This is a genomic window from Streptosporangium oxazolinicum (assembly GCF_039537505.1).
In the GTDB taxonomy this organism is placed as follows: Bacteria; Actinomycetota; Actinomycetes; order Streptosporangiales; family Streptosporangiaceae; genus Streptosporangium; species Streptosporangium oxazolinicum.
In genome coordinates this window covers 293,084-319,415 of the sequence record NZ_BAABAQ010000008.1, presented here as the reverse complement: position 1 = coordinate 319,415, position 26,332 = coordinate 293,084, and the positions used below count along the sequence as shown (strand labels likewise).

Annotated in this window: 18 protein-coding genes and 1 pseudogene; 12 read left to right on the top strand and 7 right to left on the bottom strand. The window is 72.8% G+C overall.

The features are described from left to right. Window positions 1-179: 179 nt before the first annotated feature. Window positions 180-2,081 carry a glycoside hydrolase family 15 protein gene (locus ABD817_RS22760; protein WP_344920097.1) on the bottom strand — a complete coding sequence of 634 codons (1,902 nt, stop codon included), beginning with the start codon at window positions 2,079-2,081 and terminating at the stop codon, window positions 180-182. A gap of 526 nt (window positions 2,082-2,607) precedes the next feature. Here ABD817_RS22760 and ABD817_RS22755 point away from each other — a divergent pair. Then, window positions 2,608-3,405, top strand: a complete 798-nt coding sequence (locus tag ABD817_RS22755) for a hypothetical protein (RefSeq protein ID WP_344920096.1) — start codon at window positions 2,608-2,610, stop codon at window positions 3,403-3,405. 215 nt (window positions 3,406-3,620) lie between these two features. On the opposite strand, the gene ABD817_RS22750 is transcribed toward ABD817_RS22755, so the two are convergent. Further along, complete coding sequence (locus tag ABD817_RS22750) at window positions 3,621-4,604, bottom strand: AraC family transcriptional regulator (RefSeq protein ID WP_344920094.1); 984 nt, start codon at window positions 4,602-4,604, stop codon at window positions 3,621-3,623. 94 nt (window positions 4,605-4,698) lie between these two features. On the opposite strand from ABD817_RS22750, the gene ABD817_RS22745 reads away from it, so the two are divergent. Continuing rightward, window positions 4,699-5,538: an NmrA family NAD(P)-binding protein gene (locus tag ABD817_RS22745; RefSeq protein ID WP_344920093.1), complete on the top strand. Its 840-nt coding sequence runs from the start codon at window positions 4,699-4,701 to the stop codon at window positions 5,536-5,538. 98 nt (window positions 5,539-5,636) lie between these two features. Beyond that, a complete protein-coding gene (locus ABD817_RS22740; RefSeq protein WP_344920092.1) occupies window positions 5,637-6,149 on the top strand; it encodes an anthrone oxygenase family protein in 513 nt (170 codons plus the stop codon). 147 nt (window positions 6,150-6,296) lie between these two features. Here ABD817_RS22740 and ABD817_RS22735 read toward each other — a convergent pair whose 3' ends face one another. The 4 genes from ABD817_RS22735 to ABD817_RS22720 form a co-directional block, all read right to left on the bottom strand. Next, complete coding sequence (locus tag ABD817_RS22735) at window positions 6,297-7,154, bottom strand: NAD(P)-dependent oxidoreductase (protein WP_344920091.1); 858 nt, start codon at window positions 7,152-7,154, stop codon at window positions 6,297-6,299. A gap of 187 nt (window positions 7,155-7,341) precedes the next feature. After that, complete coding sequence (locus tag ABD817_RS22730) at window positions 7,342-8,373, bottom strand: ABC transporter ATP-binding protein (protein WP_344920090.1); 1,032 nt, start codon at window positions 8,371-8,373, stop codon at window positions 7,342-7,344. Continuing rightward, window positions 8,370-9,104 carry an ABC transporter permease gene (locus tag ABD817_RS22725; RefSeq protein WP_344920166.1) on the bottom strand — a complete coding sequence of 245 codons (735 nt, stop codon included), beginning with the start codon at window positions 9,102-9,104 and terminating at the stop codon, window positions 8,370-8,372. Before ABD817_RS22725 ends, ABD817_RS22730 begins: the two co-directional genes overlap by 4 nt. Window positions 9,105-9,180: 76 nt before the next feature. Next, window positions 9,181-9,588 carry a TOBE domain-containing protein gene (locus ABD817_RS22720; protein ID WP_344920088.1) on the bottom strand — a complete coding sequence of 136 codons (408 nt, stop codon included), beginning with the start codon at window positions 9,586-9,588 and terminating at the stop codon, window positions 9,181-9,183. A gap of 1,083 nt (window positions 9,589-10,671) precedes the next feature. Here ABD817_RS22720 and ABD817_RS22715 point away from each other — a divergent pair. Further along, the gene (locus ABD817_RS22715) at window positions 10,672-13,011 is read left to right on the top strand and encodes a galactose-binding domain-containing protein (protein WP_344920087.1); all 2,340 of its coding nucleotides are present in this window, start codon (window positions 10,672-10,674) and stop codon (window positions 13,009-13,011) included. Window positions 13,012-13,035: 24 nt separating this feature from the next. Here ABD817_RS22715 and ABD817_RS39640 read toward each other — a convergent pair. Continuing rightward, window positions 13,036-13,131: pseudogene (locus ABD817_RS39640) on the bottom strand (IS982 family transposase); the annotation flags it as partial. A gap of 385 nt (window positions 13,132-13,516) precedes the next feature. On the opposite strand from ABD817_RS39640, the gene ABD817_RS22710 reads away from it, so the two are divergent. The 8 genes from ABD817_RS22710 (at window position 13,517) to ABD817_RS22675 (ending at window position 26,304) form a co-directional block, all read left to right on the top strand. Next, window positions 13,517-16,642: a helix-turn-helix transcriptional regulator gene (locus ABD817_RS22710; protein WP_344920086.1), complete on the top strand. Its 3,126-nt coding sequence runs from the start codon at window positions 13,517-13,519 to the stop codon at window positions 16,640-16,642. Window positions 16,643-17,029: 387 nt separating this feature from the next. Next, window positions 17,030-19,936 carry a class IV lanthionine synthetase LanL gene (gene lanL / locus ABD817_RS22705; RefSeq protein ID WP_344920085.1) on the top strand — a complete coding sequence of 969 codons (2,907 nt, stop codon included), beginning with the start codon at window positions 17,030-17,032 and terminating at the stop codon, window positions 19,934-19,936. Beyond that, window positions 19,933-21,717, top strand: coding sequence for an alpha/beta hydrolase family protein (locus ABD817_RS22700; protein ID WP_344920084.1), 1,785 nt, complete (start codon window positions 19,933-19,935; stop codon window positions 21,715-21,717). The genes lanL and ABD817_RS22700 overlap by 4 nt, the downstream gene beginning before the upstream one ends. Window positions 21,718-21,808: 91 nt before the next feature. Next, a complete protein-coding gene (locus tag ABD817_RS22695; protein WP_344920083.1) occupies window positions 21,809-21,958 on the top strand; it encodes a hypothetical protein in 150 nt (49 codons plus the stop codon). A 52-nt stretch (window positions 21,959-22,010) separates the two neighbouring features. Next, the gene (locus ABD817_RS22690; RefSeq protein WP_344920082.1) at window positions 22,011-22,166 is read left to right on the top strand and encodes a hypothetical protein; all 156 of its coding nucleotides are present in this window, start codon (window positions 22,011-22,013) and stop codon (window positions 22,164-22,166) included. A 185-nt stretch (window positions 22,167-22,351) separates the two neighbouring features. After that, window positions 22,352-22,507, top strand: coding sequence for a hypothetical protein (locus tag ABD817_RS22685; RefSeq protein WP_344920081.1), 156 nt, complete (start codon window positions 22,352-22,354; stop codon window positions 22,505-22,507). A gap of 199 nt (window positions 22,508-22,706) precedes the next feature. After that, window positions 22,707-24,527, top strand: coding sequence for an ABC transporter ATP-binding protein (locus ABD817_RS22680; RefSeq protein WP_344920080.1), 1,821 nt, complete (start codon window positions 22,707-22,709; stop codon window positions 24,525-24,527). After that, window positions 24,520-26,304, top strand: a complete 1,785-nt coding sequence (locus ABD817_RS22675; RefSeq protein ID WP_344920079.1) for an ATP-binding cassette domain-containing protein — start codon at window positions 24,520-24,522, stop codon at window positions 26,302-26,304. The genes ABD817_RS22680 and ABD817_RS22675 overlap by 8 nt, the downstream gene beginning before the upstream one ends. Window positions 26,305-26,332 lie beyond the last annotated feature (28 nt).

Below are 26,332 nucleotides of genomic sequence, written 5' to 3'. Positions count from 1 at the left end.
TGGGAAGCGGCGGTCAGCCGCTCAGTCCCCAGGCCAGCACCACGGACAGACCACTCGTCGCGAGCAGGCCGACGAGCACCACTATGGCAATCACCCGACGGTTCATACCCGAGAGCCTAGCCAGGCGCCCGGGTGGTTCCGCACCGCAGCGCGCGGTGGGACACCGGGGAGGTACGGGGTCATGACGGCCAGCTGGTCGGGGGGAACTGCCCGCTCTCGGCGCGGATGATGTGGATGACCGCGTTGATGAGCGCCAGGTGGGTGAACGCCTGGGGGAAGTTGCCGAGGTGCCGCCCGGTCACCGGGTCGATCTCCTCGGCGTAGAGGCCGAGGGCGCTGGCGAAGGAGAGGACCCTCTCGCAGAGCCTGCGGGCGCGGGTGTGCTCCCCGATCTCCGTCAGTGCCGAGACGAGCCAGAACGAGCAGATCGCGAAGGTGCCCTCCTCCCCGTCCAGGCCGTCGTCCGTGTTCTTCGTCTCGTAGCGCAGGACCAGGTCGTCGGCGGTCAGCTCGTCGGCGATGGCCAGCACGGTGGCGCGGACCCTGGGGTCGCCGGGCGGCAGGAAGCGCACCAGCGGGATGAGCAGGAGCGACGCGTCCAGGACGTCGGTGTCGTAGTGCTGCCTGAAGACCCCGCGTTCGCTGACCCCCTCGGCGCACACGTCGGCGTGGATCTCGTCGGCGACCGCCTGCCAGCGCGCGGCCAGTTCCGGCTCGTCCCTGAGCCGGGCGAGCCTGGCGCCCCTGTCGGCCGCCACCCAGCACATGACCTTCGAGGAGGTGAAGTGCCGGGGCTCGCCGCGTACCTCCCATATGCCGCGGTCGGGCTCCCGCCAGTTCCTGATGGCGGATTCGACCTGCCGCTTCAGGATGGGCCAGATCCGCTCGTCCAGGCGATCCCGCGACCGGGTGTGGATGTAGAAGGAGTCGAGGACGGCGCCCCAGACGTCGTTCTGGCGGTGCCGGTAGGCGGCGTTGCCGACCCTGACGGGCTTGGCGCCCTCGTACCCGGAGAGATGGTCGAGGACGTACTCGTCCAGCTCGCGCTCGCCGTCGATGCCGTACATGACCTGGAGCTCCTCGTCCCGCTCCGCCACGTCGGCGATGAACCAGAAGAAGTCGTCGGCCTCCCAGTCGAAGCCCAGCGTGTACAGCCCCCAGAGGGCGAAGGTCGAGTCCCTGATCCAGGCGTAGCGGTAGTCCCAGTTGCGGTCGCCGCCCGGGGTCTCGGGCAGGGAGGTGGTCGCGGCCGCGATGAGGGCGCCGGTGGGGGCGAAGGTCAGGCCCTTGAGGGTGAGGGCGCTGCGCTCCAGATACCTCCGCCAGGGATGGTCGGGGAAGGCGCCCCTGGCGAGCCAGTGCTGCCAGTGGTGGGCGGTCCACACGAGCCGCTCGTAGGCGTCCTGGAAGGTGTACGGCGGCTCGTGCGGGGTCCACGACAGCGCGCAGAAGCGCGTGTCGCCCTCCTTGAGGAGGGTGCGCGCCGTCGCGCGCCCTCCCTCGAACCCCAGCCGCATGTCGGTGGTGAGCCGCAGCTCCAGGCTCTCCCCCTCCGCCGTCGCGACGCCCTGGTAGTAGCCCCTGTCGGTGTACGACCAGTGCGCGGGCCTGCGCCCGTAGTCGAAGATCGGCTCGCAGTCGAGCGTGACCTGCACCTCCCCGCTGACGCAGCGCACCGTGCGGAGCAGCACGTGGGAGGCGTCGTAGTCGGTCGGCGCCCTCCTGTGCGTGTGGGAGAGCTCCTCGTCGTGGTGCCAGGGCCCCATGAGCAGCAGGTCGCGCACGATGATCCAGCCGGTCGGGGTGCCCCAGCTCGTCTCCAGGATCATGGTGCCGGGCAGGTAGCGGCGCGCGGCGGGCACCCTCAGGTCGGCGGGGCCGAGCCGGAAGCCCCCCGCGCTCCGGTCGAGGATGGCGGCGAAGACGCTGGGGGAGTCCATCCGGGGCAGGCAGAGCCACTCGACGTTCCCGCTCGGGGCGACCAGGGCGGTGACCTCGCAGTCGGAGAGGAACCCGTAGTCGGCGATGGGCGGGAAAGGGGAGGGGCCGGGCAGCGCGTCCATCGGTGAATCCGCTGTCATCAGTTCTCCTTGGGTGTGGAGACCTCCGCCTTCGAACGGAGAAGAACGTTAGGCGCCCTTCCTACCCCGGTCGCCGGGTTCAGGCACGTCTTTCGCCCGGCCGGGCGTACCCGCGCGTTTTCCTCCCCGCTCTCCACGCGACAGGACCCCTCACCGCGGTTACCGGCGCGCGTGACGTCCGGTGTTCCCCGTCGGTACGGAAACCTCGTCCCCGTCCCGGATATCCGCCGCTCAGGGAGCGATGGCCCGGTCCAGCGCTGATCACCAACAAGGTCACATAAGTCACATTATTCCCAGCTGTATGTGAACTTTTCGGACAGGTCGGTGTCGGATCTGCTATTAAGATGCCCGACCAAGGTTTACGTCAGAGAGGGTCATCGTGGGGCGCGACGACATCCAGGGATCATACGAAGAAGATCCTCGCGAGCAAACCGGTCCCCTCGGACCGGCTCAGCAGGAACCCGAACGCCCCGCCGGCGACGTGCTGTCGGACGGATGGGACGACATCGACCTTCCGGAGCCCGCAGTGGGCGACGGGTCCCAGGTGATCGTCCACGTCGACGGGTCCCGGGAGATCATCCGGGCCGACGGGTCCCGGGAGATGGTCTATCTCGACGAGCGTCGCGAGATAGGGGACACCGACATCACGTCCGACGGCCCCCTCTACCGCGACGAGGAGGAGACGACGTCGTCACGCGGTTTCCTGGGGTCGGGCTGGCGGGAGGACCCCGACCCCTACGAGGAGCGCCGCCGCAAGGGCAAGAGCAAGAGCAGGATCCTGCTGGCGGTCGTGGGCGGCGTCGTGATCGCGGGAGTCGCGGGCGGCTGGATGCTCTCCGCCTCCATGGACGGGCAGACCGGCGCCACGTGCTCCCCCGGCGTGCGGTGCTCGGTGGCCGACCTGCCGAAGATCCCCTCCGAGACGCCGACGCCCTCGCCCGAGGAGGAGACGGCGGGACCGTCCGACGAGCCGACCACGGCCGACGAGCCGACGACCGCTCCCAGCAGGGCCCCCCAGACCCAGGAGCCCTCCGCCCGGCCGTCGCCGACCCGCAGCGCCCCGCCGAAGGAGACCCGCCCGACGCGGCCCGCCGATGAGGCCGAGCAGGAGGAGACCTCCCTGGAGAATTCGGATTCCCGGCCGAGGGTCAGCTCCTCCGAACCCGCGCCCGAGCCCTCGCCGACGAGCCAGGCCCCCACCGAGAGCGCCGCGCCGAGCCAGCAGCCGACGACGGCACCGCCGCCGCCGCAGCAGCAGGACAGCGGATCGAACAACAACTCGGGCGGCGGCGGGGGCGGCGGCCTGCTCGACTGGCTGTTCTGACCGTCGCGGCCCCGGCGTGAACGCGGCCCGTGGCGGACTCGGCATGACGCGGCCCGTCGCGGGCCCGACGTGAACACGGCCCGTCGCGGGCCCGGTGTGAACGCGGCTCCGGCGGCTCGGCCCCTTACGCCCTCGACGGCCTCAACGGCCACGACGGCCACGGAGTCTCCGGGCGCGCCGGCCACCGGTCCCCGTACCGTCAAGCCCGCCGGGACCTACCGCGCGAGCGCGCCGACCGCGTGGTCACGCCGGGGACTCCGGAGTCCCCGAACCCCGGCGCGGTGCTCCTGAGGGCTGATGCCGCGTTCGCGCTTGAAGGCGGCGCTGAGCGCGAACGCGCTGCCGTAGCCGACCTGCGTGGCCACCGCGCCGACCGTGGCGTCGGTCTCGCGCAGCAGGTCGGCGGCCATGGCCAGCCGCCAGCCGGTGAGGAACGCCATGGGCGGCTCGCCCACCAGCTCGGTGAAGCGGCGGGCCAGGGCCGCGCGGGAGACACCGGTCCCGGCGGCCAGCGTCGCCACCGTCCAGGGGTGGGCCGGGTTGTTGTGCAGCATGCGCAGGGCCTTACCCACCACGGGGTCGCTGTGGGCGCGGTACCAGGCGGGGGCACCGGCCTCCGGGCGGGAGAACCAGGCCCGCAGGACGGCGATGAGCAGCAGGTCGAGCAGCCGGTCGAGAACGGCCTCCTGCCCCGGCTCGTCCTTGACGATCTCGTCGCCGAGCAGCGGGATGATGGGGCAGTCCCAGGCGTCCCCGGGGAGGACCAGCAGCGGGGGCAGCGCCTCCAGCAGACGGCGGCTGATCTCCCCGCGCATCTGGTAGGCGCCGGTGAGGAGCACCGCCGACCCGTCGGGGCTGTTGCCCCAGGTGCGGACGCCCAGGTCCATCTCCTGGGCGAGGCTTCGCCCGTCGAGGGTGGTGCAGTGCTGGCCCGGATGGATCACCACGTCGGGTGGTGTGGCCGGATCGCAGGCGATCGTGTAGGGATCGGGGCCGAGGACGATCGCGACGTCCCCGGGGCCCAGGCGCACCGGGTCGCCGTCGTCGAGGACCACCCACGCCTCGCCCCGCACCATGGCCGTGAGGGCGAGCGGCGCCCGGTCCTGGATCCGCAGGGACCAGGGTGGGGCCAGGACCGAGCGGAGCAGGAACGCTCCCCTGGCCCTCGGACCGTCCAGCAAGTCGGTGAGTGCGTCCACGCCCTCACTGTAGACGCTGAAACGTAGACGCTGAAACATGGAATTGCGCTTCTCAACCATGGTTCGTCTCACGCCTGGCCGGTTCACTGTTCGTATGACGAAGAACACGCAGCAGCAGAACACGACATTGGTCCTCGGCGGCACCGGCAAGACCGGCCGTCGCGTGGTGGAGCGGCTCACCGCGCGCGGCCTGCCGGTGCGGGTCGGCTCCCGCTCCGGGAAGCCGCCGTTCGATTGGGAGAACCAGAGGACGTGGGGACCCGCGCTGCGGGATGTGACGTCGGTGTATGTCGTCTACTACCCGGATCTGGCGTTCCCCGGTGCGGTGGAGACGGTCCACTCGTTCGTCTCGCGGGCGGTCGAGAGCGGTGTCCGGCGGCTGGTGCTCCTGTCCGGCCGGGGTGAGGAGGAGGCCCGGTTGAGCGAGCGGACGGTCCAGGAGTCCGGGGTCGAGTGGACGATCGTACGGACGTCCTGGTTCTCGCAGAACTTCACCGAGGACTACCTGCTGGAGCCGGTCCTCTCCGGCGAGATCGCGCTCCCGGCGAAGGACGTGGCCGAGCCGTTCGTCGACGCCGACGACATCGCGGACGTCGCGGTCGCGGCGCTCACCGAGGACGGACACGCGGGCGAGCTCTACGAGCTGACCGGTCCCCGGTTGCTGACCTTCGCCGACGCCGCCGCGGAGATCTCCAAGGCGACCGGCAGGGAGATCCACTACGTGCCGATCTCCGTCGAGGAGTACGTGGCCGGGGCGGTCGAGCACGGCATACCGGCCGAGTACGCCGTGCAGCTGGCCAAGCTGTTCACCACCGTCCTGGACGGCCGCAACGCCCACCTGAGCGACGGCGTCCAGCGCGCCCTCGGCCGGGAACCCCGCGATTTCGGCGACTACGCGCGGGACGCCGCCGCCACCGGGGTCTGGAACGGCTAGCGCACGCGTCCCACCCCCTCTACGGTCACCAGGCACCGGGCGGTGATCACGACCCGCCCGCCGCCATCGGGGTTCCCACGACAAGCAAGGAGAATGTGATGTTGGTCTTCCGAGGCGTCGCGCTGATCGCGGCGATCATCACCATGGGACTCGTAGCGGGTCTCTTCTACGCCTACACCTGCTCCGTCATGCCCGGCCTGGCCCGGACGGACGACCGGACCCTCATCAGCACGATGCAGCAGATCAACATAGCGATCCTCAACGGCTGGTTCGCCGTCTGCTTCGGCGGCGCGCTGGTGCTGACCGCCCTCGCCGCGGTGCTCCACCTCCGGGAGGACGGGCGGCCGGTGCTGCCCTGGATCGTGGCCGCGCTCGTCCTGTACGTGGTGATGCTCGTCATCACGATGGTGATCCACGTGCCGCTCAACACCGCGCTCGACGCGGCCGGGGACCCCGACCGCATCACCGACCTCGCGGCGGTGCGCGAGCGGTTCGAAGCGGCGTGGGTCCGCTGGAACCTCATCCGCACGCTGGCGTGCGTGGCCGCCTTCGGCTGCCTCGCCTGGGCCCTCGTCGTGTACGGGCGCACCGGCCTCCCGAACGGGTCGTGACCGGGGATCCCGGCGGGTGGGGGGGCGGCCGGGAGGTGGTGACCGGGAAGGTCCCGGCCGGGCGGGGGCGACACGGGAGAGGTGACCAGAGGGAGTGACCGTGGTCGTCGCCCGTCCCCACCGCCGACCGGAGCGGTGCGGTGCGCCCTAGCTCGACTTCCCGCGCAGCAGCTCGACGATCGCGCCGATGTCCGCGTCGCCCCAGCCACGCTCGGCCGCCTCCTCGTAGCGCCGCTCGACCAGCCGGGCGATCGGCAGGTCGAGACCGGCCGACGCCGCCAGCTCGGAGGCGAGCCGCACGTCCTTGGCGGCGAGCCTCGTCGTGAACCACCCTCGGTGGCCGCCGCCCAGGATGTCGTCGACCCGGTTGTGCAGGGCGGGCGCGACGGTGGGCCAGCTGAGGAAGAAGTCGTGCAGCAGCGTCTCGTCGAGGCCCACCGCCAGACCGGTGGCGGCCACCTCGGAGAGCGCGGCGATCCCCGCCATGAGCAGGTAGTTGTTCAGCAGCTTGAAGGCGAGCGCCGCACCGGGGTCCCGGCCGCAGTAGGAGTAGGAGGCGAACACCTCCGCCCACACCGGCTTCAGCACGTCGGCGATGTCACGTTCGCCCCCCAGCAGGACCGAGGCCTGCCCGTCGGCGACGGCCGGTGGCCAGCCGATGATGGGCGCGGCCACGAACCGGCCCCCGGGCGCCATGTCCCGCAGCGCGCGGGTCGTGTCCGGGGCGACGGTGCTCATGTCGGCCACGACGAGCCCGTCGGAGCCGATCCCGGTCAGCTGGGACATCACATCGCGAACCGCCCGGTCGTCGGCGAGGGACATCAGCACCCCGTCGGCCCCCCGCGCGGCCTCGGCGGGCGAGGCCGCCTCGACGGCGCCGAGGCCGACCACCTCCTCCGCCCGCCCCGGTGTGCGGTTCCACACCGTGACCTGGAACCCGCGCGTCAACAGCCGCCGGGCCAGCGCCCGCCCCATCATGCCCATCCCGAGTACAGCGACGTGCATAGATCATCCCCCCTCACGCCATTGTGCCCCCGCGACCCGTGGTGGCTCGGGCCGCCACGCGGGTGACGGCGGCACCGTGAGGTGTCGTACGGGTGAGCGGCGTGATAGGTCCACCGGCCGGAAAGAGGCGGCAGCCCGTTCAGAGGAACGGGGGGGTTCCCAGGAGCCGGGACGTGGGCCTCGGGGTTCAGGCGGGGTAGGCGTGCGTCTCGGTGGCCTTGACGGCAGCCCAGATCCGCTGTCCCGGGGTCAGGTCGAGATCCGCGACGGCGGCGGGGGTGACGTCCGCCGAGGCGGTTATCGGCCCCTCCAGGTGGATGCGGACGTTGTCGCCGTGCCGTTCGATGCCCTCGATCGTGGCCTCCCAGAGATTGCGCGGGGTACCGTCCGGGCGGGTCCGGTAGAGCGCGACCGCGCCGGGCCTGAAGGCGACGAACGCGGGACCGTCCAGATGCTCGGCGACGCTGAAACCCACCTCGCCGACGGTGACCTGTCGTCCGGCGGCGAGGCCTCGGTAGAGGTTGAGGCCGACCAGACGGGCGACGTAGTCGGTGCGCGGGCGCCGGGCGACCTCCGCGGGGGTGCCGCGCTGCACGATGGCGCCGTTCTCGATGACGACCAGCTGGTCGGCGAGCACCATGGCGTCCAGGGGATCGTGGGTGACCAGGACGGTCGCGCCGCCGAAGTCGGCCAGGTGGCGGCGGAGCTGCGAGCGGATCTCCAGGCGGGTGTGGGCGTCGAGGGCGGCCAGCGGCTCGTCCAGCAGCAGCAGGCGGGGCCCCACGGCGAGGGCGCGGGCCAGGGCGACGCGCTGGGCCTGACCGCCCGACAGCTGCCGGGGTTTCGCCGCGACGTACCCGGCCAGGCCGACGCGCTCCAGCCAGGCGGCGGCACCGCGCCGCGCCTCGGCTTTGGAAGCACCCTTGCAGCGGGGTCCGAAGGCGACGTTGTCCAGGGCGGACAGGTGCGGGAAGAGCAGGTAGTCCTGGAAGACCATGCCGATCGGGCGGCGTTCGGACGCCAGGGTGTGCAGCGCCTCGCCGTCCAGGAGGATCCGCCCGCCGGACAGGGCGGTGAGCCCGGCCAGCGCGCGCAGCGCGGTGGTCTTGCCCGCGCCGTTGGGGCCGAGCAGCGCGACGACCTGACCGGCGGCGACCTCCAGTTCGATGTCCAGGCGGAAGCGGGGCCGGGTGACGACGAGGTGGGCGTCCAGGGTCACGGGCCGCTCACCCACCGGTCGCGCAGGCTGGCCAGGATGACCACCGAGACGGCGAGCAGGACGAGACTGAGCACGATCGCCGCCTCGGGTTCGGTCTCCAGGGCGAGATACACCGCCAGCGGCATGGTCTGGGTCTGGCCGGGGAAGTTTCCGGCGAAGGTGATGGTGGCCCCGAACTCGCCCAGCGCGCGGGCCCAGCACAGCACGGCTCCCGCGACGACGCCGGGGGCGATCAGGGGCAGGGTGACGCGGCGGAAGATGGTCCAGCGCGAGGCGCCCAGCGTCGCGGCGGCCTCCTCGAAGCGCGGGTCGGCGGCGCGCAGCGCGCCCTCGACGCTGATGACCAGGAACGGCATGGCGACGAACGTCTCGGCGACGACGACCCCGGCCGTGGTGAACGGCAGGGTGACGCCGAAGGTGGAGTCCAGCCACTGGCCGACCAGGCCGCGCCGCCCCAGGACGAGCAGCAGGGCGACCCCGCCGACCACCGGGGGCAGCACGAGGGGGACGGTGACCAGCGCCCGCACCAGGCGGCGGCCGGGGAAGACGACACGGGCCAGCAGCCACGCCAGCGGCACGCCGAGCAGCAGGCACACCAGCGTGGCCACGGTCGCGGTCACCAGCGACAGGCGCAGCGCCTCCAGTACCCGAGGCTCGCCCAGCCTCTCCACCAGGGTGGACCAGGGGGCGCGCACCAGCAGTCCGGCCAGCGGCAGCGTCAGGAAGACCATGCCCGCCACGGCGGGCAGCACCAGCACCCAGGGCAGGCGTCCCGCCACTCCACCGGACGGACCGCTCACGGCGCCGTCAACTCGTCGTACGAACGTGGTCGGCGATCTCCACGACCACGTTGGTGGACTTGATCACGGCGACCGCCGTCACCCCCACCTCCAGGCCCAGCTCGTCGGCGGCCTGGCGGCTCATCAGCGACACCACCCGGTACGGGCCCGCGGCGATCTCCACCTGGGCCATCACCGCGTCCTTGATCACTTCAGTCACGATTCCGCGAAAGCGGTTCCTGGCCGAGGAGTGCCCCGTACCGTCCTCGGACTCGATCTGGGCACGCGCGAACGCCGCCAAGTCGACACCCTCCACCATCCGGTGGCCGTGCTCGTCCCGCCGGGCCGCGAGCCGTCCGGCGTCCACCCACCGGCGGACCGTGTCGGGGCTCACCCCCAGCAGCGCGGCGGCCTCGCTGATCCGAAACGTCGTCACGAACAATCACCATACCTTCGCATAATCACGCCTATATGCCCCTGACCCGTGGCAGTCGCACCGGGATTCACCGTTCCGTCGCCGCCCCTGCGAGCCCGGACGGCCTGAAGGACCCTTTCCCCTCACCGAAGTCACGTTCACACCGGAACACCGGAACACCGTCTGGGCGGAACCCCGCCCGCGGGTCCCTGCGGAGGGCCCAGGAGGAAAGGAACGGCACTCTGAACCCTTTGCCGCATTTAGACGTATTTCAAGGTAGGCGCCGGAGATTTCAAGACAGGCGCTGAAAGACCGATCCCACTTCCCCGGGAGGGACTCACAACGTGTGGCCATCGCCGTAATCCTCTGCCAAGGTGTCCGGAACCCCATCGGGATATGAACGATCACGCCGTCAGCGCGATCCCCCCTCCGACCTCGCCTCACGGAGGGAGCAGGAGGGAACAGAGGGAACCCTCGCGGGAGAGCCCCGATCCGGATCCCCTCACCGGGAGAGGCCACAAGGAAGGGACAACGTCCCGGGAGTCCGGGAACACCCCGCCGGGAACGACGGCCCGCCAAAATCGGGCCGCAAAACACATACTTTTTATTGAAAGAAAGTCGCCATATTTATCGCGATTATGCACGGAATTCTAATCCCGCACGCCCACAGGCCATCGGTCAGGACAGGCCACCCCCTCCTCCCGGAACTCCTCCCGGAACGACCCGCACGGTGAGACCGGCCGCGAACCCCGAGGAGAGGCACACCTCCCCTCCGATGATCTTGACTGACGGAAGCCTCGCTGACGTGAGGCTTGACCACGACCGTCACCGGATGGCCGTCTATAGTAAAGGGAGCTGTCAAGCCCGCCCGAGCCGCCCGCGGTCCGCGCTCGACCCCGACGCGACCACCGATCCGGCGTCGACCTGGCCCTCGGTGACTCACGAAATGCCGTAATGCAGTCGTTACCTTGCATGTTTTCGTTGAAACATTGCGGCAATCTGTTGGTCATCTTATGGTGTGGGCAGTTCTGCCGGGCAAGCGGCGGTCAGCGCGCCCCCGACCGTGACGAGGTCCGGCTCTTCTCCCCCAAGAAGGGTCATCCGATGAGGAAAACCGGCAGGATACGCGGCTGGCCGATGGCCACGGCCCTGGCACTGGCCGCGGGAGCACTGGCAGTCCCCGCCGCGATGACGACCGGAGCGTCGGCCGCGGTGGCGGTTGACTCGATCTTCGACATCCCGGGCCGCGGAGCGACCGTCCCGTTCACCGAGTTCGAGGCCGAGGACCCGGCCCACGCCACCACGAACGGCCAGGTCATCGGGCCTGACCGCATCTACGGCCGCCTTCCCTCCGAGGCATCGGGGCGCAGGGCGGTGAAGCTGGACGCCGTCGGCGAGTACGTCGAGTTCACGCTGACCAAGCCCGCGAACGCGGTCACCGTGCGCTACAGCGTGCCGGACAACGCCTCGGGAACGGGTCTCACCACCCCCGTCAGCCTCCGGATCAACGGCTCCCACCTCAAGGACATGAGCTTCACGTCCAAGTACGGCTGGTACTACGGCGGCTACCCGTTCAACAACACCCCCGGCGGCAGCAACCCGCACCACTTCTACGACGAGGCCCGGACCATGTTCGGCTCGACGGTTCCGGCCGGGACCAAGGTGCGCATCCAGGTCTCCACGACCGCCGTCACCAATTCCATCACGGTGGACCTCGCCGACTTCGAGCTCGTCGGCGCCCCGATCGCCCGCCCGGCCGGTTCGCTGTCGGTCGACGACTTCGGCGCCGTCAAGAACAACACCGGCGTCGACAACACCGCCGCCTTCCAGGCCGCGGTCAACGCCGGAAAGGCCCAGGGCAAGGAGGTGTACATCCCCGAGGGGACGTACAACCTCTACGACCACGTGATCGTCGACGGCGTCACCCTGCGCGGAGCCGGTCCCTGGTACAGCGTGCTGGGCGGACGCCACCCCACGCAGCGCAACAAGGCCGTCGGCGTCTACGGCAAGTACGTCGGCGAGGGCGGCCCGAGCGTCAACGTCAACCTCAGGGACTTCGCCATCATCGGCGAGATCACGGAGCGCGTCGACAACGACCAGGTCAACGCCATCGGCGGCGCGATGAGCAACTCCGTCGTGGACAACGTGTGGATGCAGCACACCAAGGTCGGCGCCTGGATGGACGGCCCGATGAACAACTTCACCATCAAGAACAGCCGCATCCTCGACCAGACCGCCGACGGCGTGAACTTCCACATCGGTGTCACCAACTCGACCGTGACGAACACCTTCGTCCGCAACACCGGTGACGACGCCCTGGCCATGTGGGCCGAGCGGGTGCAGAACGTCGGCAACAAGTTCACCTTCAACACGATCGGCGTCACGCTGCTCGCGAACCACCTGGTCACGTACGGCGGCAGGGACATCCAGATCACCGACAACGTGGTGGCCGACAGCGTGACCAACGGCGGCGGCATCCACATCGCGAACCGCTACCCGGGCGTCAACTCCGGCCAGGGCACCGCGGTCGCCGGAACCCACACCGTGGCCCGCAACACCCTCATCAGGGCGGGCAACTCCGACTTCAACTGGAACTTCGGCGTCGGCGCCATCTGGTTCAGCGGGCTCAACGAACAGGTCAACGCCACCATCAACGTCACCGACACCGACATCCTGGACAGCTCGTACGCCGCCATCCACTTCATCGAGGGCAGCACCAGGACCGTCAACTTCAACAACGTGAACATCGACGGCACCGGCACGTACATGATCCAGGCGCAGGCGGGCGCGAACGTGTCGTTCACCAACGTCAGGGCCGCGCACCTCGGCGCGGGCAGGGCGATCCACAACTGCACCGGCACGGCGTTCGCGATCACCACGGGCGCCGGGAACACCGGCTGGAGCCCCAGCGACCAGGTCTGCACCGGCACCTGGCCGCCGCCGAACTACATCTACCCGGGCGGTGGCGGCAACCCCTCGCCGAACCCGACCCCCACTCCCACCCCGACCCCGACTCCGAACCCGACCGGCAACCTGGCCCGGGGCAAGAACACCACCGCGAGCGGCCAGACCCAGAACTACGGCTCCGGCAACGTCGTCGACGGCAACGCCAACACCTACTGGGAGAGCACGAACAACGCCTTCCCGCAGTGGGCCACCGTCGACCTCGGCGCCGCCACCACTGTCAGCAAGGTCACCCTCAAGCTGCCGCCCGCCGCCGCCTGGGCCACCCGCACCCAGACCCTCTCCATCCAGGGAAGCACCAACGGCTCCACCTTCACCACGCTGGCCGCCTCCGCTCCCCGCGTCTTCAACCCCGCCACCGGCAACACCGTGACGATCACCTTCCCCGCCTCCAGCCAGCGCTACCTGCGGGTCAACGTGACCGCCAACACCGGCTGGCCCGCCGCGCAGCTCTCCGAGTTCGAGGTGTACGCCTCCTAGACGAGTGAGTCCCGACGCCGGTCGGTGGCCGTAGGCGATCAATGATCGGGTGACGGGCCGGCCGGTGGCGCGGTCGCGCCGGATCGCGGCGGTCGTCGCGGGGACGCGCTGGGCGATGCGGGCCCGGCCGACGAGTTCCGGCTCGCGGTCACGCCGGTGGTCCCCGGCGGCGGTGCCCCGCGCACGCTCGAACCGGCCTCCACGGTCACCGGCGACGCGGGCGTGAACGCCCGCGTCCACCGGCCGATCGGCCGAACCCTCGGGAGACCCCGGTCACCTTCTGGTGACCGGGGTCTCCCTTTCGAGGCGGGCGGCCTCCTCCGAAAGCCACAGCACCCCGGTGGCCGCGCCGCGACGTTCCGAACCCCGCGAGTCCTGTCGGTGGGTACATTTACCGTCCTCGGTGAGTGCAGGGGATCCGATCATCCTGAAGCGGCCCGTCCGGCGACGGCGAAGGTCGGCTGACGGCCGCGGGACCCGCCGGACGTTGTCGGGGAGGGCATACATGTACGCGGCGCCATCGCATACGGGACTGGTCGGGCGAGACGCGGAGATCGCGCGGATCGAGGACGCGCTGAAGGCTCTCGCCGAGGACCGGAGCACGGTGCTGGAGATCACCGGTGATCCGGGGGTCGGCAAGACGAGTCTGCTGGGTGTGCTGAGGGCGCGGGCGGCCGACAGCGGGGTCCGGGTGCTGCACGCCCACGCCGTACGGGGGATGAAGGTGGCCTTCCAGGTGTTCATGGACGCCTGGGGCGACCGGCCCGGGATCGAGATTTCCCAGCCCTCGGAGCCGGGCCGGGATCCGGTCCCGTGTTACACGCTGGACTGCACTCCCACGCGCCTCTTCCAGCTGGGCGTCGTCGTCCGCGAACTGCTCGCGAACTGGGGATCCGGCTCCGGCGGCGTGCTGATCCTGGACGACCTGCACCTGTGCGACGAGGAGTCCGCGCGGCTCGCGGCCCACCTCGTCCGCAGCCCGGTGGCGGGCCCCTTCGTTCTCGCCGTGGCCCACTGCCCCCGGCGGACCCCGCACGTGCTGCTGCAGGCATTGGACCACGGCGCACAGGCCGGGACCGTGATCCGCGTCGAGCCGGGGCCGCTGGACACCGGAGCGGTGGCCGCCCTCGTCGAGGGCGGCCGACCGGCCGCCTTCCCCACGGCCGGCGGCACCGCGGAGCACGCCGGACTCCCGCCGCGCGCCGACCCACGCGAGCACGCCGAACTTCACGATCACACCGACTCCCGTGACGACGCGGGATCCCGTGAGCACGCCGAGCGGCTGCGTGCCGCCGCCGACGGCAATCCCCGCAACGTACACATACTGCTCGCGGCGAGCTGGGATCCCGGCCTCTGGCCGGACCGCCCGGGAACCGATCGGGACGGCCTGCTCCGCGCGTCGGCGGGGCTGACCGTGGAGATCGACGCGCTCACGCCCGACGCCGGCCTGGTCGTCGAGGCGGCCGCCGTACTGGCCGCCCCGTTCAGCCTGGAGGACGTCGCCGAGGTCTCCGGCCTCGGCCTGGAACGAACCCTGCCGGCCCTCGCCGAGCTCACCCGCGACGACGTCGTGCGGCCGTCCGCGTCGGGTGAGCGCTTCGCCGTACGCCACCCCCTGCTGGGACACGTCGCCTACGAGCGGGCCGATCTCTCGTTCAGGCTGTCGGCCCACCGCCGGGCGCTGGACCTGCTCACCGCGCGGGGGGCCTCCGCCGTGGCGCGGGCACGGCACGCCGAGCACGTCCTGGGCACGGGCGAGCCCCTGGCGCTGCGGACGCTGGTCGACGGGGCGGAGGAGGCCATCGCCGAGGCGCCGTTCACCGCGGCGCGCTGGTTGCGCCTGGCCTCCGAGGCCCTGCCGTGCACGGATCGCCCGAACACGTTCCGCGTCGTCCTGACACTCACCCGCTGCCGCGCCCTGATCGCCGCCGGACGACTCGAAGAGGCCAGGGACCTGGTCCACGAGGTGCTGCGCGACGACGGGAATCTCCCCGTGAACCTCCGCCTGAGGGCCCACGCCGTCTGTTCCGACGTGGAGCGCCTGCTGGGCCGGTACGACGAGGCGGAGGCGGTGGCGCAGACCGCCCTTGAGGCGCTGCCGCGCCCGCTGCCCGACCCGCTCCCCGCCGGGACCGCCGACCTGACGTTCAAGTACGGGCTGGTGCACATGGTGCGCGGGACCTTCCGGCGGGCGCGCCCGTTGGTCCGCGAGGTCGCGTGGTCGGCGGGAGGCGGAACGGAAGGCGGACCGCACGGCGGAACGGGCGGGAGGGCGGACGGGATCACGGGCGGGGTCACGGACGGGAAGGACGACGCCGCGCTGCTCGGCCTGCGGATCCTCTCCGCGTTCGGCGACACCTGCGTCGGCGAGATCGCCACCGCGGTGCCCGAGCTGGACCGGTGTGTCCGGCTGGTCGACGGGCTGCCCGACGCCGCGGTGGCGCGCGTTCCCGAGGCGCTCGCCATGATCGGCTGCTCGGAGATCTATCTGGAGCGCTTCGCGGACGCCCTCAGGCACCTGCACCGGGGACTGAGAGGTCCGAGCGGCGGCGCGCAGCGGCACGTCGCGGTGCACTGCCTGCTCGCGCTCTCCGTCCTCCACCAGTGGACCGGCCAGTTGGAGCGGGCCCGGCAGCGGGCGCTGGAGGCGGAACGGCTCGCCCGCGGCATCGGCGCGGACAACGCGGTGGGACTGGCCATGGCGATGCGGGCCGGGGCCCTGGTGTGGACACGGGGGTGGCGGGACACCGCCGAGATCGTCGCGCTCGCCGAGGAGGGGGTCCGCAGGACCCTGCCCGTCCGGGGCTGGTGGGCGGGCACCGCGGTCGGGTCGCTGGCCCAGATACGCCTGATGGACGGAGACGCCTCCGGGTGCGTGCGCGTCCTGCTGGAGGAGGGCGGCGGCGAGGACCTGCCGCTGCTCCAGCCGGTCTTCCGTCCCTCGATGCTGGCGCTGCTGTCGACGGCCGCGTCCCGGTGCGGGGAGCGCGACCTGGCCCGGCGCGCGGCCGACGTCGCGGACGCCGACGCCGAGCGGTTCGGGCTGCCCGCCCAGCGGGCGTACGCCCACCGGGCCCAGGCCCTGATCCATCTGGCGAACGGCGAGCACGACGCGGCGGCCACGCTGTTCGAGCGGGCGGCCGACGGCTTCCGCCGCGCGGGGCTGCCGGTGCAGCACGCGTGGACGCTGGTGGCCGGAGCCCGCTCGGCGGCGGCGGCACGCGGGCCGGAGGTGGCGGCGGGCTGGCTGGGCTCGGCCATGGCCGTCGCCGAGGGCTGCGGGGCGGTGCGCGTGTGCGAGGAGGTGTCACGCGTACGCGAGGAGGAACCGCGGGTGCGGAGCGCGTCGGCGGTCCGTGAGGAGAGCGCGCCGCCCGTGGGCGCGCCCGGGACACCCGGCACGCCCGGGACACCCGGCACGCTCGAACTGCTCACCGGCCGGGAGCGTGAGATCGCGCGCCTCGCGGTGACGGGCAAGCGCTCGCGGGAGATCGCCGAGGAGCTCTTCCTCAGCCCCAGGACGGTGGAGACCCACCTCGCGCGGATCTACCGGAAGCTGCAGGTCTCCTCCCGCGTCGCCCTGGCGGTTGCCATCGGCCAGGACGAGGACCCCGGCACGCCGGGCCGCTGACCACCGGCCACTAAACGCTGGCCGTTGCCCACTGACCGCTGGCCGCTGGCCGCTGCCCACTGACCACTGACCGCTGGCCGCTGCCCACTGCCCAGTGAACGCTGGCCGCTGGCCGCTCCACGACGTGTCCGCCCGGCTGCGGCCCTCGGACTCCACGTGGCCGTTTTCAGCACCCGCACACGTAATGATCTGTGAGATCGGGTTATCCACCCTGAAAACGTGGCCGAAAAGAGGTTACGTACCCCGAATACGTAGTTTAACGGACGACGCGAATTCGGGTCTCTGTGAAGGTCTACTCCTGCCGGCCCGTTCTGAGTCCACTCCGGAACGGCCCGCCGCGCCGCCACGTCGTGGCGGAACCGCGAGACGATATCGACGGGAGTTGCCATGCCGATCGGCGAGAAGGGGATCCTCCCCGCCGCCGGGTTCCCCCTCCAGGGGCTCGTGCGACTGGTTCTTTCCGACCGGGGCGCGGACGACTGGGAGATGGTCGAGGACGACTTCTGGTGCCGCGTCACCCCGCCGGAGGTCCCCTCTCGCGTCCAGGGCTGGAAACTGCACGTCTCGGCCACCCCGCTGTCGGCTCCCGAGGTGCTCCACCGGGCGGCGCATGTGCTCGTCCATCACGGATGCCCGTTCAAGTTCGCGGCCCGCGCGGAATACGTCGAGGATCTGACCTCCGCCCGGTACGACCGGGCGCAGTGCGGCAAGTTCGTCACCGCCTACCCCCGCGACGACGACCACTTCCGGGTGCTGGCGGAGGCGCTCGACCTGGCGACGGCCGGGCTGCCCGGTCCCGCGATCCTCTCCGACCGGCCGTACCGCAAGGGGAGCGTCGTCCACTACCGCTACGGCGCCTTCAGGGGGGTGCCGTACGTGAGCCACGAGGGCGTGCGGGAGGCGCGGCTGCGGGCGCCGGACGGCACTGCGGTCGAGGACGCGCGCAAGCCGTGGTTCTGCCCGCCTCCGTGGGCCACGCTGCCGATCCCCGGCCCCGAGGGCAGGGCGGACGGGGCGCCCGCCACGCCGAAGCAGGTCCTCCTGCGCGACAGGTACGTGGTCAGCGAGGCGATCCGGCACTCCGCGCGCGGTGGCGTCTACCGCGCCGTCGACCGTGAGACGGACCGGGACGTCGTGATCAAGCAGGCCCGCGCGCACGTCGGCGGCGGGCTCACCGGCCGCGACGCCCGCGACGGGTTGCGCGAGGAGGCGGCGGCGCTGAGCGCGCTCTCCGGCCTGTGCCCCGAGCTGGTGGAGGTCTTCGAGCAGGACGACCACGTCTTCCTCGTCGAGACCGTGGTCCCGGGCCTCACGCTGGCCCACTGGGTGCAGCGGCGCTTCGGCGAACTGGAGGACCGCGACCTGGGCCTGCCCGCCGAGGACGTCCTCGCCATGGCGGCGAGCCTGGCCGCGCTGGTCGCCGAGGTCCACGACCGGGGGCTGGTCTACCGCGACTTCAGCCCCAACAACGTGATGGTCACCCCCGAGGACGAGCTGCGGCTGATCGACCCGGAGTTCGTCACCAGGGCCGGGCAGTGGGGGCGACGCGCCTACACCCCGGGCTACGGGGCGCCGGAGTACGCGGCCACCGCGACCTACGGGCCCGCCCCCGGCCAGGCCGCCGACCTCTTCTCGCTCGGGGCGATGCTGTTCTACCTGGTGACCGGCCTCAACGCCGCCTTCGCCGCCGACCGGCCGGAACCTCGCCCGGCCGTCGAACGGCTGGACGGCCTGCTGTCCCCGATCGGCGGGCTCAACCACTCCGCGCGGCTGCTGGCCCCGGCGATCCGCGGCCTGTGCGCCCAGGATCCGGCGCGGCGCTGGTCACGGGAACGGCTCACGGCGTTCCTCGCCGACCCGGAGTCCCCGCGGTCCCGGTCCTCTGAGTTCCCGGAGCCCTTGCTCACCGGCGCCTCGTCGACCGGGCCGTCCGCACCTGTCGGCACCCTGTCCACCGGCACGTCCACCGGCACGTCCACCGGCACGTCCACCGGCGCGTCCACCGGCACCCCGCCGCCATCGCCGCTCCCGGCCGCCGGCCTCCCGGCCTCCCGGCTCGGCCGGACGCTCCAGGAACGGATGATCGACGACGGCCTGGGACACGTCCTCGCCACGATGGCCGGGCGGGACACCGGCCGGCTGTGGCCGAGCACGCCGTTCGGCACGGGCACCGACGCGTGCGCCGTGCAGCACGGCGCGGCCGGGGTCCTCGGCGTCCTCACCCGGGCCGGACGGGTCCTCGACCGGGACGACCTGCGCGCGGCGACCGCCCGCGTGGCGGCCTGGATCGACGCGAGCCACACCGCCGCGCCGAGCGTGCTGCCCGGCCTGTACTTCGGCCGGGCGGGAACCGCGTGGACCCTGTACGACGCGGCCGGGTACCTGGGCGACGACGACCTCGCCGGGAAGGCCGTACGGCTCGCGCTGGAGCTGCCGGTGCGCTGGCCCAACCCGGATCTCTTCCACGGCGCGGCGGGGGCGGGCCTGACCCAGCTCCACTTCTGGCGGGAGACCGGGCGGCAGGAGTTCCTCGACCGGGTCGCCGACTGCGCGGACGGCCTGCTGGCCGCGGCCGGGCACGCGGACGACGGGGTGTTCTGGCAGGTTCCGCCGGACTTCGACTCCATGCTGGCGGGGATCACCCACCTCGGGTTCGCCCACGGAGTCGCCGGGGTGGGCACGTTCCTGCTGGGCGCCGCCGAGGCGACCGGCGAGAAGGACTACCTCGACACGGCCCGCGCCGCCGGCCGTACCCTCGCGGACGCGGCCGAGCACGGTCCCTGGGGCACGCGCTGGCGCACCGACCGAGAGGGCGGGCCGGGCGAGGGCATGCTCTACAACCTGTGCAACGGGGCGTCGGGCGTCGGCACGTTCCTGCTCAGGCTCTGGCGTGCCACCGGCGACCCGGTCGCCCTTGAGCTGGCCGAGGGCGCGGCGAGCGCGGTCTACCGGACCCGCTGGGCCAGCGGATCCGCCATCTGCCACGGACTCGCCGGCAACGGCGACTTCCTGCTCGACATGGCGGACGCGGTCGGCGGGCCCTACCACGGCTGGGCCGAGGAGCTGGCGGCGTGCCTGCACGCCAGGCACGCCGTGCGCGACGGGCGGATGGTCGTGCCGGACGAGTCGGGCACGCAGGTCACCGTGGACTACGGCGTCGGCCTGACCGGCGTCGTCGGGTTCCTGCTGCGCCTGCGACACGGCGGGCCGCGCATGCTGATGGCCGACGCCGGGTGGCCGCACTCCCTGGCGGGCGCGCGCCCGGCCGCCGACCTCGTGGGCGGGCCGCGGTGACCGTTCCGTCGATCGTGTCGCGCAGCGGCGCGAGGTTCTCCGCCGGAGGGACGCGAGCGGCCTGCCTGGCGTCCGACGACCGGGGCGGGCAGTACGTCGAGGGCTGGGAGCTGACCGCCGACGGCCCGCGGGTGACGACGCGCGCGAGGCTCGACGGCGAGGCGGCCATGTCCCAGATCGTCGCGCTGGAGGACGGCGGCACGCTGATCTCCTGGCACAGGCCGGAGCACCAGGTGGTCCGGCTGTTCGACGCGGACGGGCACGGGCGCACGATCGCCACCGTCCGGGGATCGCTGCGGCTGCTGCCCGGCCTCGGCCGCCGGGGATGGCAGGCGACCGCCGTGAGCGCCGAGGCCGACGGCTCCTCGACCGTCCAGCGGATGACCGGGGAGGAGCCCTGGCTGGCACCGGTGGCGCGGATTCCCGGCCGCCTGGGCGGCGCGGTGCTCCACGCCGGACGGCTCGTCGTCACCGCGGTCGCCGGCGGCACGCCCGCGCCGATCGTCGTCGATCCGGAGACCGGGGAGACCGGCCCGTTCCTCGAACCGCCCGCGGACGGAGCGTGCCACGTCCTGCTGGCCGCCGCCGGTCGCGTCCTGCTCGCGGTCTCCACCGGCGCCGGGCAGCGGCTGGGGCTGACCGAGGGCCGCGGACCCGGTCCCGTACGCCTCCTGGAGGGGCTCGACGAGCTGGGCGGCGTGGTCACCCCGGTCGCGCTGGATCCGGACGGTACGGACGTGGCGTTCACCGTCACCCGCGGCGCCCGGTCGGAGCTCGCGCTGTACGACACCGGGACGGAGGAGCTCCGGCGGGTCGCCGTCCCCAGGGGAAAGCTGTCCTCGCCCGCGGCGTGGACCGGGCACGGGCTGTGGTTTCCGTTCTCCTCGTCGACGCGGCCGTCCGGCTTCGGCTGGCTGCCGACGGGGGAGACAAGCGTCCGGATGGGCGAGGAGCCGGGGCCGTTCCGGGAGTCCGCCCGGTGGCCGGGCAGGCTGGAGACCTTCCGGGGTCCGGCCGGGCCGATCGAGGCGGTGGTGTACGGGCCGGACTGGCGGGCCGGCGGCCGGGTGGTGGTGGCCCTGCACGGCGGTCCCGACCGGCACTGGAACCTCGCGTTCGACGGGTTCTTCCAGATGCTCGCCGACGCGGGCCTGAGCGTGGTCGCGCCCAACCAGCGCGGCAGCACCGGATACGGCAGGGCGCACGCGGAGGCCATCGTCGGCGCCTGGGGCGGCCCCGACCTCGACGACGTCCGCGCCCTGTGCGGGATCCTCGTCGCCGGGCGGCCCTCCGGCACCGAGGCCCCGGCACTCTACGGCACCAGCTACGGCGGGTTCCTCGCGCTGCTCGCCGCCGCCGCCGATCCCGGCGCCTGGTCGGCCTGCGCGGCCGTGGCCCCGTTCCGGTCGGCCGCGTCGCTGTACGAGCGGGCCGCCCAGCCGGTGCGCAACCTCATCGACCGGCTGGGCGGCCTGGGCGAGGTGGCCGACGCGCTGGGCCCCCGGGACCTGGCCTCGCTGGCCCCCCGCGTCCGCGCGAGGGTGTTCGTCGCCCACGGGCTGCTGGACGAGACCATCCCGGTGACCCAGTCGCGCGAGCTGGTGGACCGGCTGATCTCCGCGGGACACCCGGACGTCACCTACCGCGAGCTCCCCAACCGGGGGCACATCGCGATCGGAACGCACTCCGGTGACCCGCTGGCGCGTGAGATCACCGCGTTCCTCACCCAAGACGGCCATCGGGCACGCGCCGCGGAGGCGGCGGCGCCGATGGCGAGATGAGTCCACGAAGCGTGGACGGACCTTCCGCCGCGGGCGCGCGTGAGACGCCGCCTCGCGACGGACCCACACGACCGGAGAGGAGGTGAGACGAATGGAACTCGAACTGGAGGCGCTGCAGCTGCTCAGCCCCATGGAGGAGGCGCTGGAGGTGCCGACGCCGGGCAACAACTGCGGGTGGACCTGCAAGGGATCGAGCTGTGAGGTGACCTGCTTCCTCACCTGCATCGTCACCAACAACTGATTGTCTCCGGGCCCGTCCCGGAGGCGATGACCGATTCTCGGAGATGACAACGATGGAACTGAACATCGAGGCGCTGCAGATGCTCGACGAGCGCGCCCTGTTCCTTCCCCCCGGGCCGGACAACTCCTGCCCCTTCACCTGCATGCTCAGCTGCGTGTTCTCGTGCGACAAGAGCTGTGACATCACGGGGTGCGGCGGAACCTTCTAGCCGCCCGGACGCGGGCCGTCATCCGGTACCCGCGTACGGCCACCCGCTCCGGCGCCGGGTGAGGCCGTTCCCGAGCCTTCGCCTCGCCCCGTACGGCGTCCGGCGGCACGGTCCGGCGGACGTGGGGAGAGGCGGGGCCACGTCGTGACCGCGAAGACCACGAGAACCGCGAGGAGGTGAGAGAGATGGAACTGGACATCGAGGCGTTGCAGATGCTGGCGGACGACGAAGCGCGGCTGGCCATCATCGAGGAGAACAAACCGGGGTGCATCGTGACCTGCACCGCGAGCGGCGGCGACGGCGACGGCTGCTGGTACACCTGCCACGTCACCGATCCCTGAGACCGGGACCGGCATCCGCGTGATTTGCCCGTCGCCGGGGGTGGAAGGCACCCACCCCCGGCGACCACCCGGCGTCCCGGGGCCGCGCCGCCGTACGGGCGGCCCCGGGAGGCCGCGTCCGACCGTATCCGGTCTCGCCCGGTACGGCGGCGGTCCGGCACGGAGACAGACTTCGACCCCGCAAGGAGAGCGTCCGGCGATGAGTGAACAGGAGACGGCCAAGGCGCGCGGTGACGGGAGCCTGAGACTGCTCGCCGCCACCGCGGCACGGGTGCGCGGACGGCTGGCGGTGGTCGCCGTGCTGCTGGTGGCGCGGGTGGGAGCGACGCTGGCCGCGCCCGCCCTGCTCGCGGCCGCGGTGGAGGCGGCACTGAACCGGGCCGACGTGACCTGGCCGGTGACCGCGCTGGGCCTGCTCGCCGTCGGCGGCGGGACGCTCGAGGTCGCGCTCGCCGTGCTCGGCGTGTCCACGGTGGGCGTGGCGGGCGTGTGGTTGCAGACCCGGACGGTACGGCACCTGCTCGCGCTCGGCCCCCGGTCGCCGCTGTCCCCGGGGGAGGCCACCGCCCGGGTGATGCAGGGAGCTCCCGGCGCGGCCGGTCTGCCGATCACGGTGGCCGGCTCGGTGGTGTCCCTCGTCGGTTCGGTGATCGCGCTGGTGGTGCTCTGGTCCATCGACTGGCGCTCCGGGCTCGTCTTCACGATCGCGCTGCCCGTCGCGGTCCTGATCGCCAGGCGGTTCATCGGGGGAGCGACCACGGCGCACGCGCGGTATCTGCGGGCGCAGTCGGGCATCGCCGCGCGCCTGCTCTCCGCGCTCGCCGGGGCACGCACGATCCAGGCCGCGGGCACGGTCTCCGCCGAGGTGGACCGGGTGCTGCGATCGCTGCCCGAGATGTCGGAGTCGGGACGGGAGCTGTGGCGGCTGCAACGCGGCGCGGTGTGGCAGTTCAAGCTGCTCACGCCGCTCACCCAGGTGGCCGTCCTGATGGTCGCCGGGCTGAGCGTGACCGGCGGCCGGATCGCCCCCGCCCAGCTGCTGGCCGTCGTCGGCTACCTGGGGATCGCCATCGGGGCGCTGGGCCAGATCGACGTGCTGCTGGAGATCGCCCAGGTCCGCGCGGGAACCGCCCGCCTGGCCGAGGTCCTCGACCACCCGGAGCCCGCCGACGGCACCCGCCCGGGTCCGGTGCCGTCCGGAGAGGTGGTCTTTCGCGACGTCACCGTGACGCGCGACGGCGAGCCCGTCCTGAGGAACCTGTGCCTCGACATCCCGGACGGGACGGCGGTGGCGCTGGTCGGCCGCTCGGGGGCGGGCAAGAGCCTGGCCGCCGCGCTGATCGGCCGCCTGGCCGACCCCGACGGGGGCGAGGTGACCGTGGGCGGCGTACCGGTCGCCGACCTGCGGCTGGACGACCTCCGCCGCGACGTCGTGTACGCCTTCGACCGCCCCGCCCTGCCGGGGACCACCGTGCACGACGCGATCGCCTACGGCCGTCCCGGCCTGTCCCGCGAGGACGTGGTCTCGGCCGCCCTCGCCGCACGCGCCGACGCGTTCGTCCGGAGGCTGCCCGAGGGCTACGACACGCCGCTCGACCGGGCGCCCATGTCCGGTGGCGAGCGCCAGCGCCTCGGCCTGGCCCGCGCGCTGGCCCGTCCCGCCCGCGTGTACGTGCTCGACGACGCGACCTCCGGGCTGGACATGGTCACCGAGGCCGAGGTGAGCGAGGCGATCACCACGCGGCTGACCGGCCGGACCCGGCTGGTGGTCGCCCACCGGGCCGCCACCGCCGCCCGGTGTGACCTCGTCGCCTGGCTTGAGTCGGGCCGTGTCAGGGCGTTCGCCCCGCACGCCGAGCTGTGGCGCGACCCGGACTACCGCGCGGTCTTCGGCCGCGACTCCGCCGAGACCGCCACCGCCACCGGCACCGGCGCGGGAGCCGACACCGAGGCAGACACCGACGCCGACGCCCGCGTCCGCACCCGCGACGAATCCATGCAGGAGGCGGCACATGCCTAGCACGACGGCGGCCCCGGCGGCTCCGACGACCCCGGAGGCCCCGGAGCCCTCAGAGTCCTCGGACGGGCTGAGACTGCTCCGGTCCGGGCTGCGCGGCAGCCGTGCCCCGGCCACGCGGATCGCGGGCTGGTCGGTGCTGGAGGCGGCTCCGGCGCTGGTCTCCGGCTGGGTGACCGCCGCCGCGCTGGACCGGGGCTTCCTGGCGGACCGGCCGGTGACCGGCGTCGCCTGGCTCGCCCTGCTGGGCGTGCTGTACCTGGTGCGGGCGGTGGCCGAGCGCGCGATGTTCCCCCACCTCGCCGACATCGTCGAGCCCCTCCGCGACCACCTTGTCCGACGCCTGGTCGGCGCCACCCTGGCCGAGGCCGCCGGGCGCGGCCTGGCCCTCGACTCCGCCGGGGTCTCCCGGCTCACCCGCCAGGTCGAGTCGGTCCGCGGCCTGGTGGGAACCCTGCTGCGCACCGCGCGCCCGCTGGCGGTGACGCTGCTGGCCGCGATCGCCGGTCTGGCCACGCTCAGCCCCGTCGCGGCCCTGCTGGTGCTGCCGCCGCTCCTCGTCGCGCTCGCGGTCTTCCCGCTGTCGCTGCGCGCCGTGATGCGCCGCAGGCGAGAGGTGATCATCGCGGAGGAGAGGGTGTCGGTGGAGATCGGCGCCGTACTCGGCGCGACCCGCGACGTCGCCGCGCTCGGCGCCCGGGAGCACGCGGCCGGGGTGGTCGGCGCGGCGGCGCGGGAGTACACGTCGGCCGGCGTGGCGGTGGCACGCTTCGGGGTCGTACGCGTTCTCATCGTCCTCCTGGGCGGTCACGTCCCGATGCTGGCGCTGCTGGTGGCCGGTTCCCTGATGGTCGCCGACGGGGGGATCACCGCCGGCGCGCTGGTGGGCGCCGTCACCTACGTGACCGGTCACCTGGTGCCCGCCCTGCAGACCCTGACCGGTTCCGTGGGCGAGTACTGGGCCCAGCTCGCGACGACCCTCGCGCGCCTGGCCACGGCGACCGCCCCGGCGCGGGAGCCGGAGTCCGCCGGGATCGAGGTCCTCGACGGGACCGGGCTGGAGGCCGACCGTCTCACCTTCGGGTACGGCCCGCACGCCGAACCCGTGCTGCGCGACCTGTCGCTGACCATCCCGCCCGGCGACCACCTGGCCGTCGTCGGCGCCAGCGGCATCGGCAAGTCGACCCTGGCCTCCCTGCTCGCCGGGCTGCGGACCCCCGGCGGGGGGGAGGTGCGGATCGGCGGCGTGCCCGTCGGCGAGGTCGGCCGGCGCGTCCGGTCCGAGACGATCGCGTTCGTCCCGCAGGAGGCGTACGTCTTCGCCGGGACCGTGCGCGAGAACCTGTGCTATCTCAACCCGGCGGCCGAAGACGCCGACCTGGCGTCGTCGGCGCGGGCGCTGGGAGCGACGGAACTCGTCGAGCGGCTCGGCGGGTACGACGCGGAGATCGACGATCCCGCCACGGGGTTGTCCAGCGGCGAACGCCAGCTCCTCGTCCTGGTCAGGGTCCATCTGTCGCCCGCCAGGGTGGTGATCCTCGACGAGGCGACCTGCCATCTCGACCCGGTCGCCGAGGCGCGGGCGGAGGCGGCCTTCGCCACCAGGCCCGGCACGCTCGTCGTCGTCGCGCACCGCCTCGCGTCCGCCTACCGCGCCCGCCGCGTCCTGCTGCTCGACGGGTCGCGCGCCGCCCTCGGCACGCACGCCGAACTCCTCGCGGGCAACCGCGAGTACGCCGGCCTCGTGGGCCACTGGTCGCCCCCCGGCGGGGAGGCATAGCCCCCGATCCCAGACCCCTCGGCGCGGC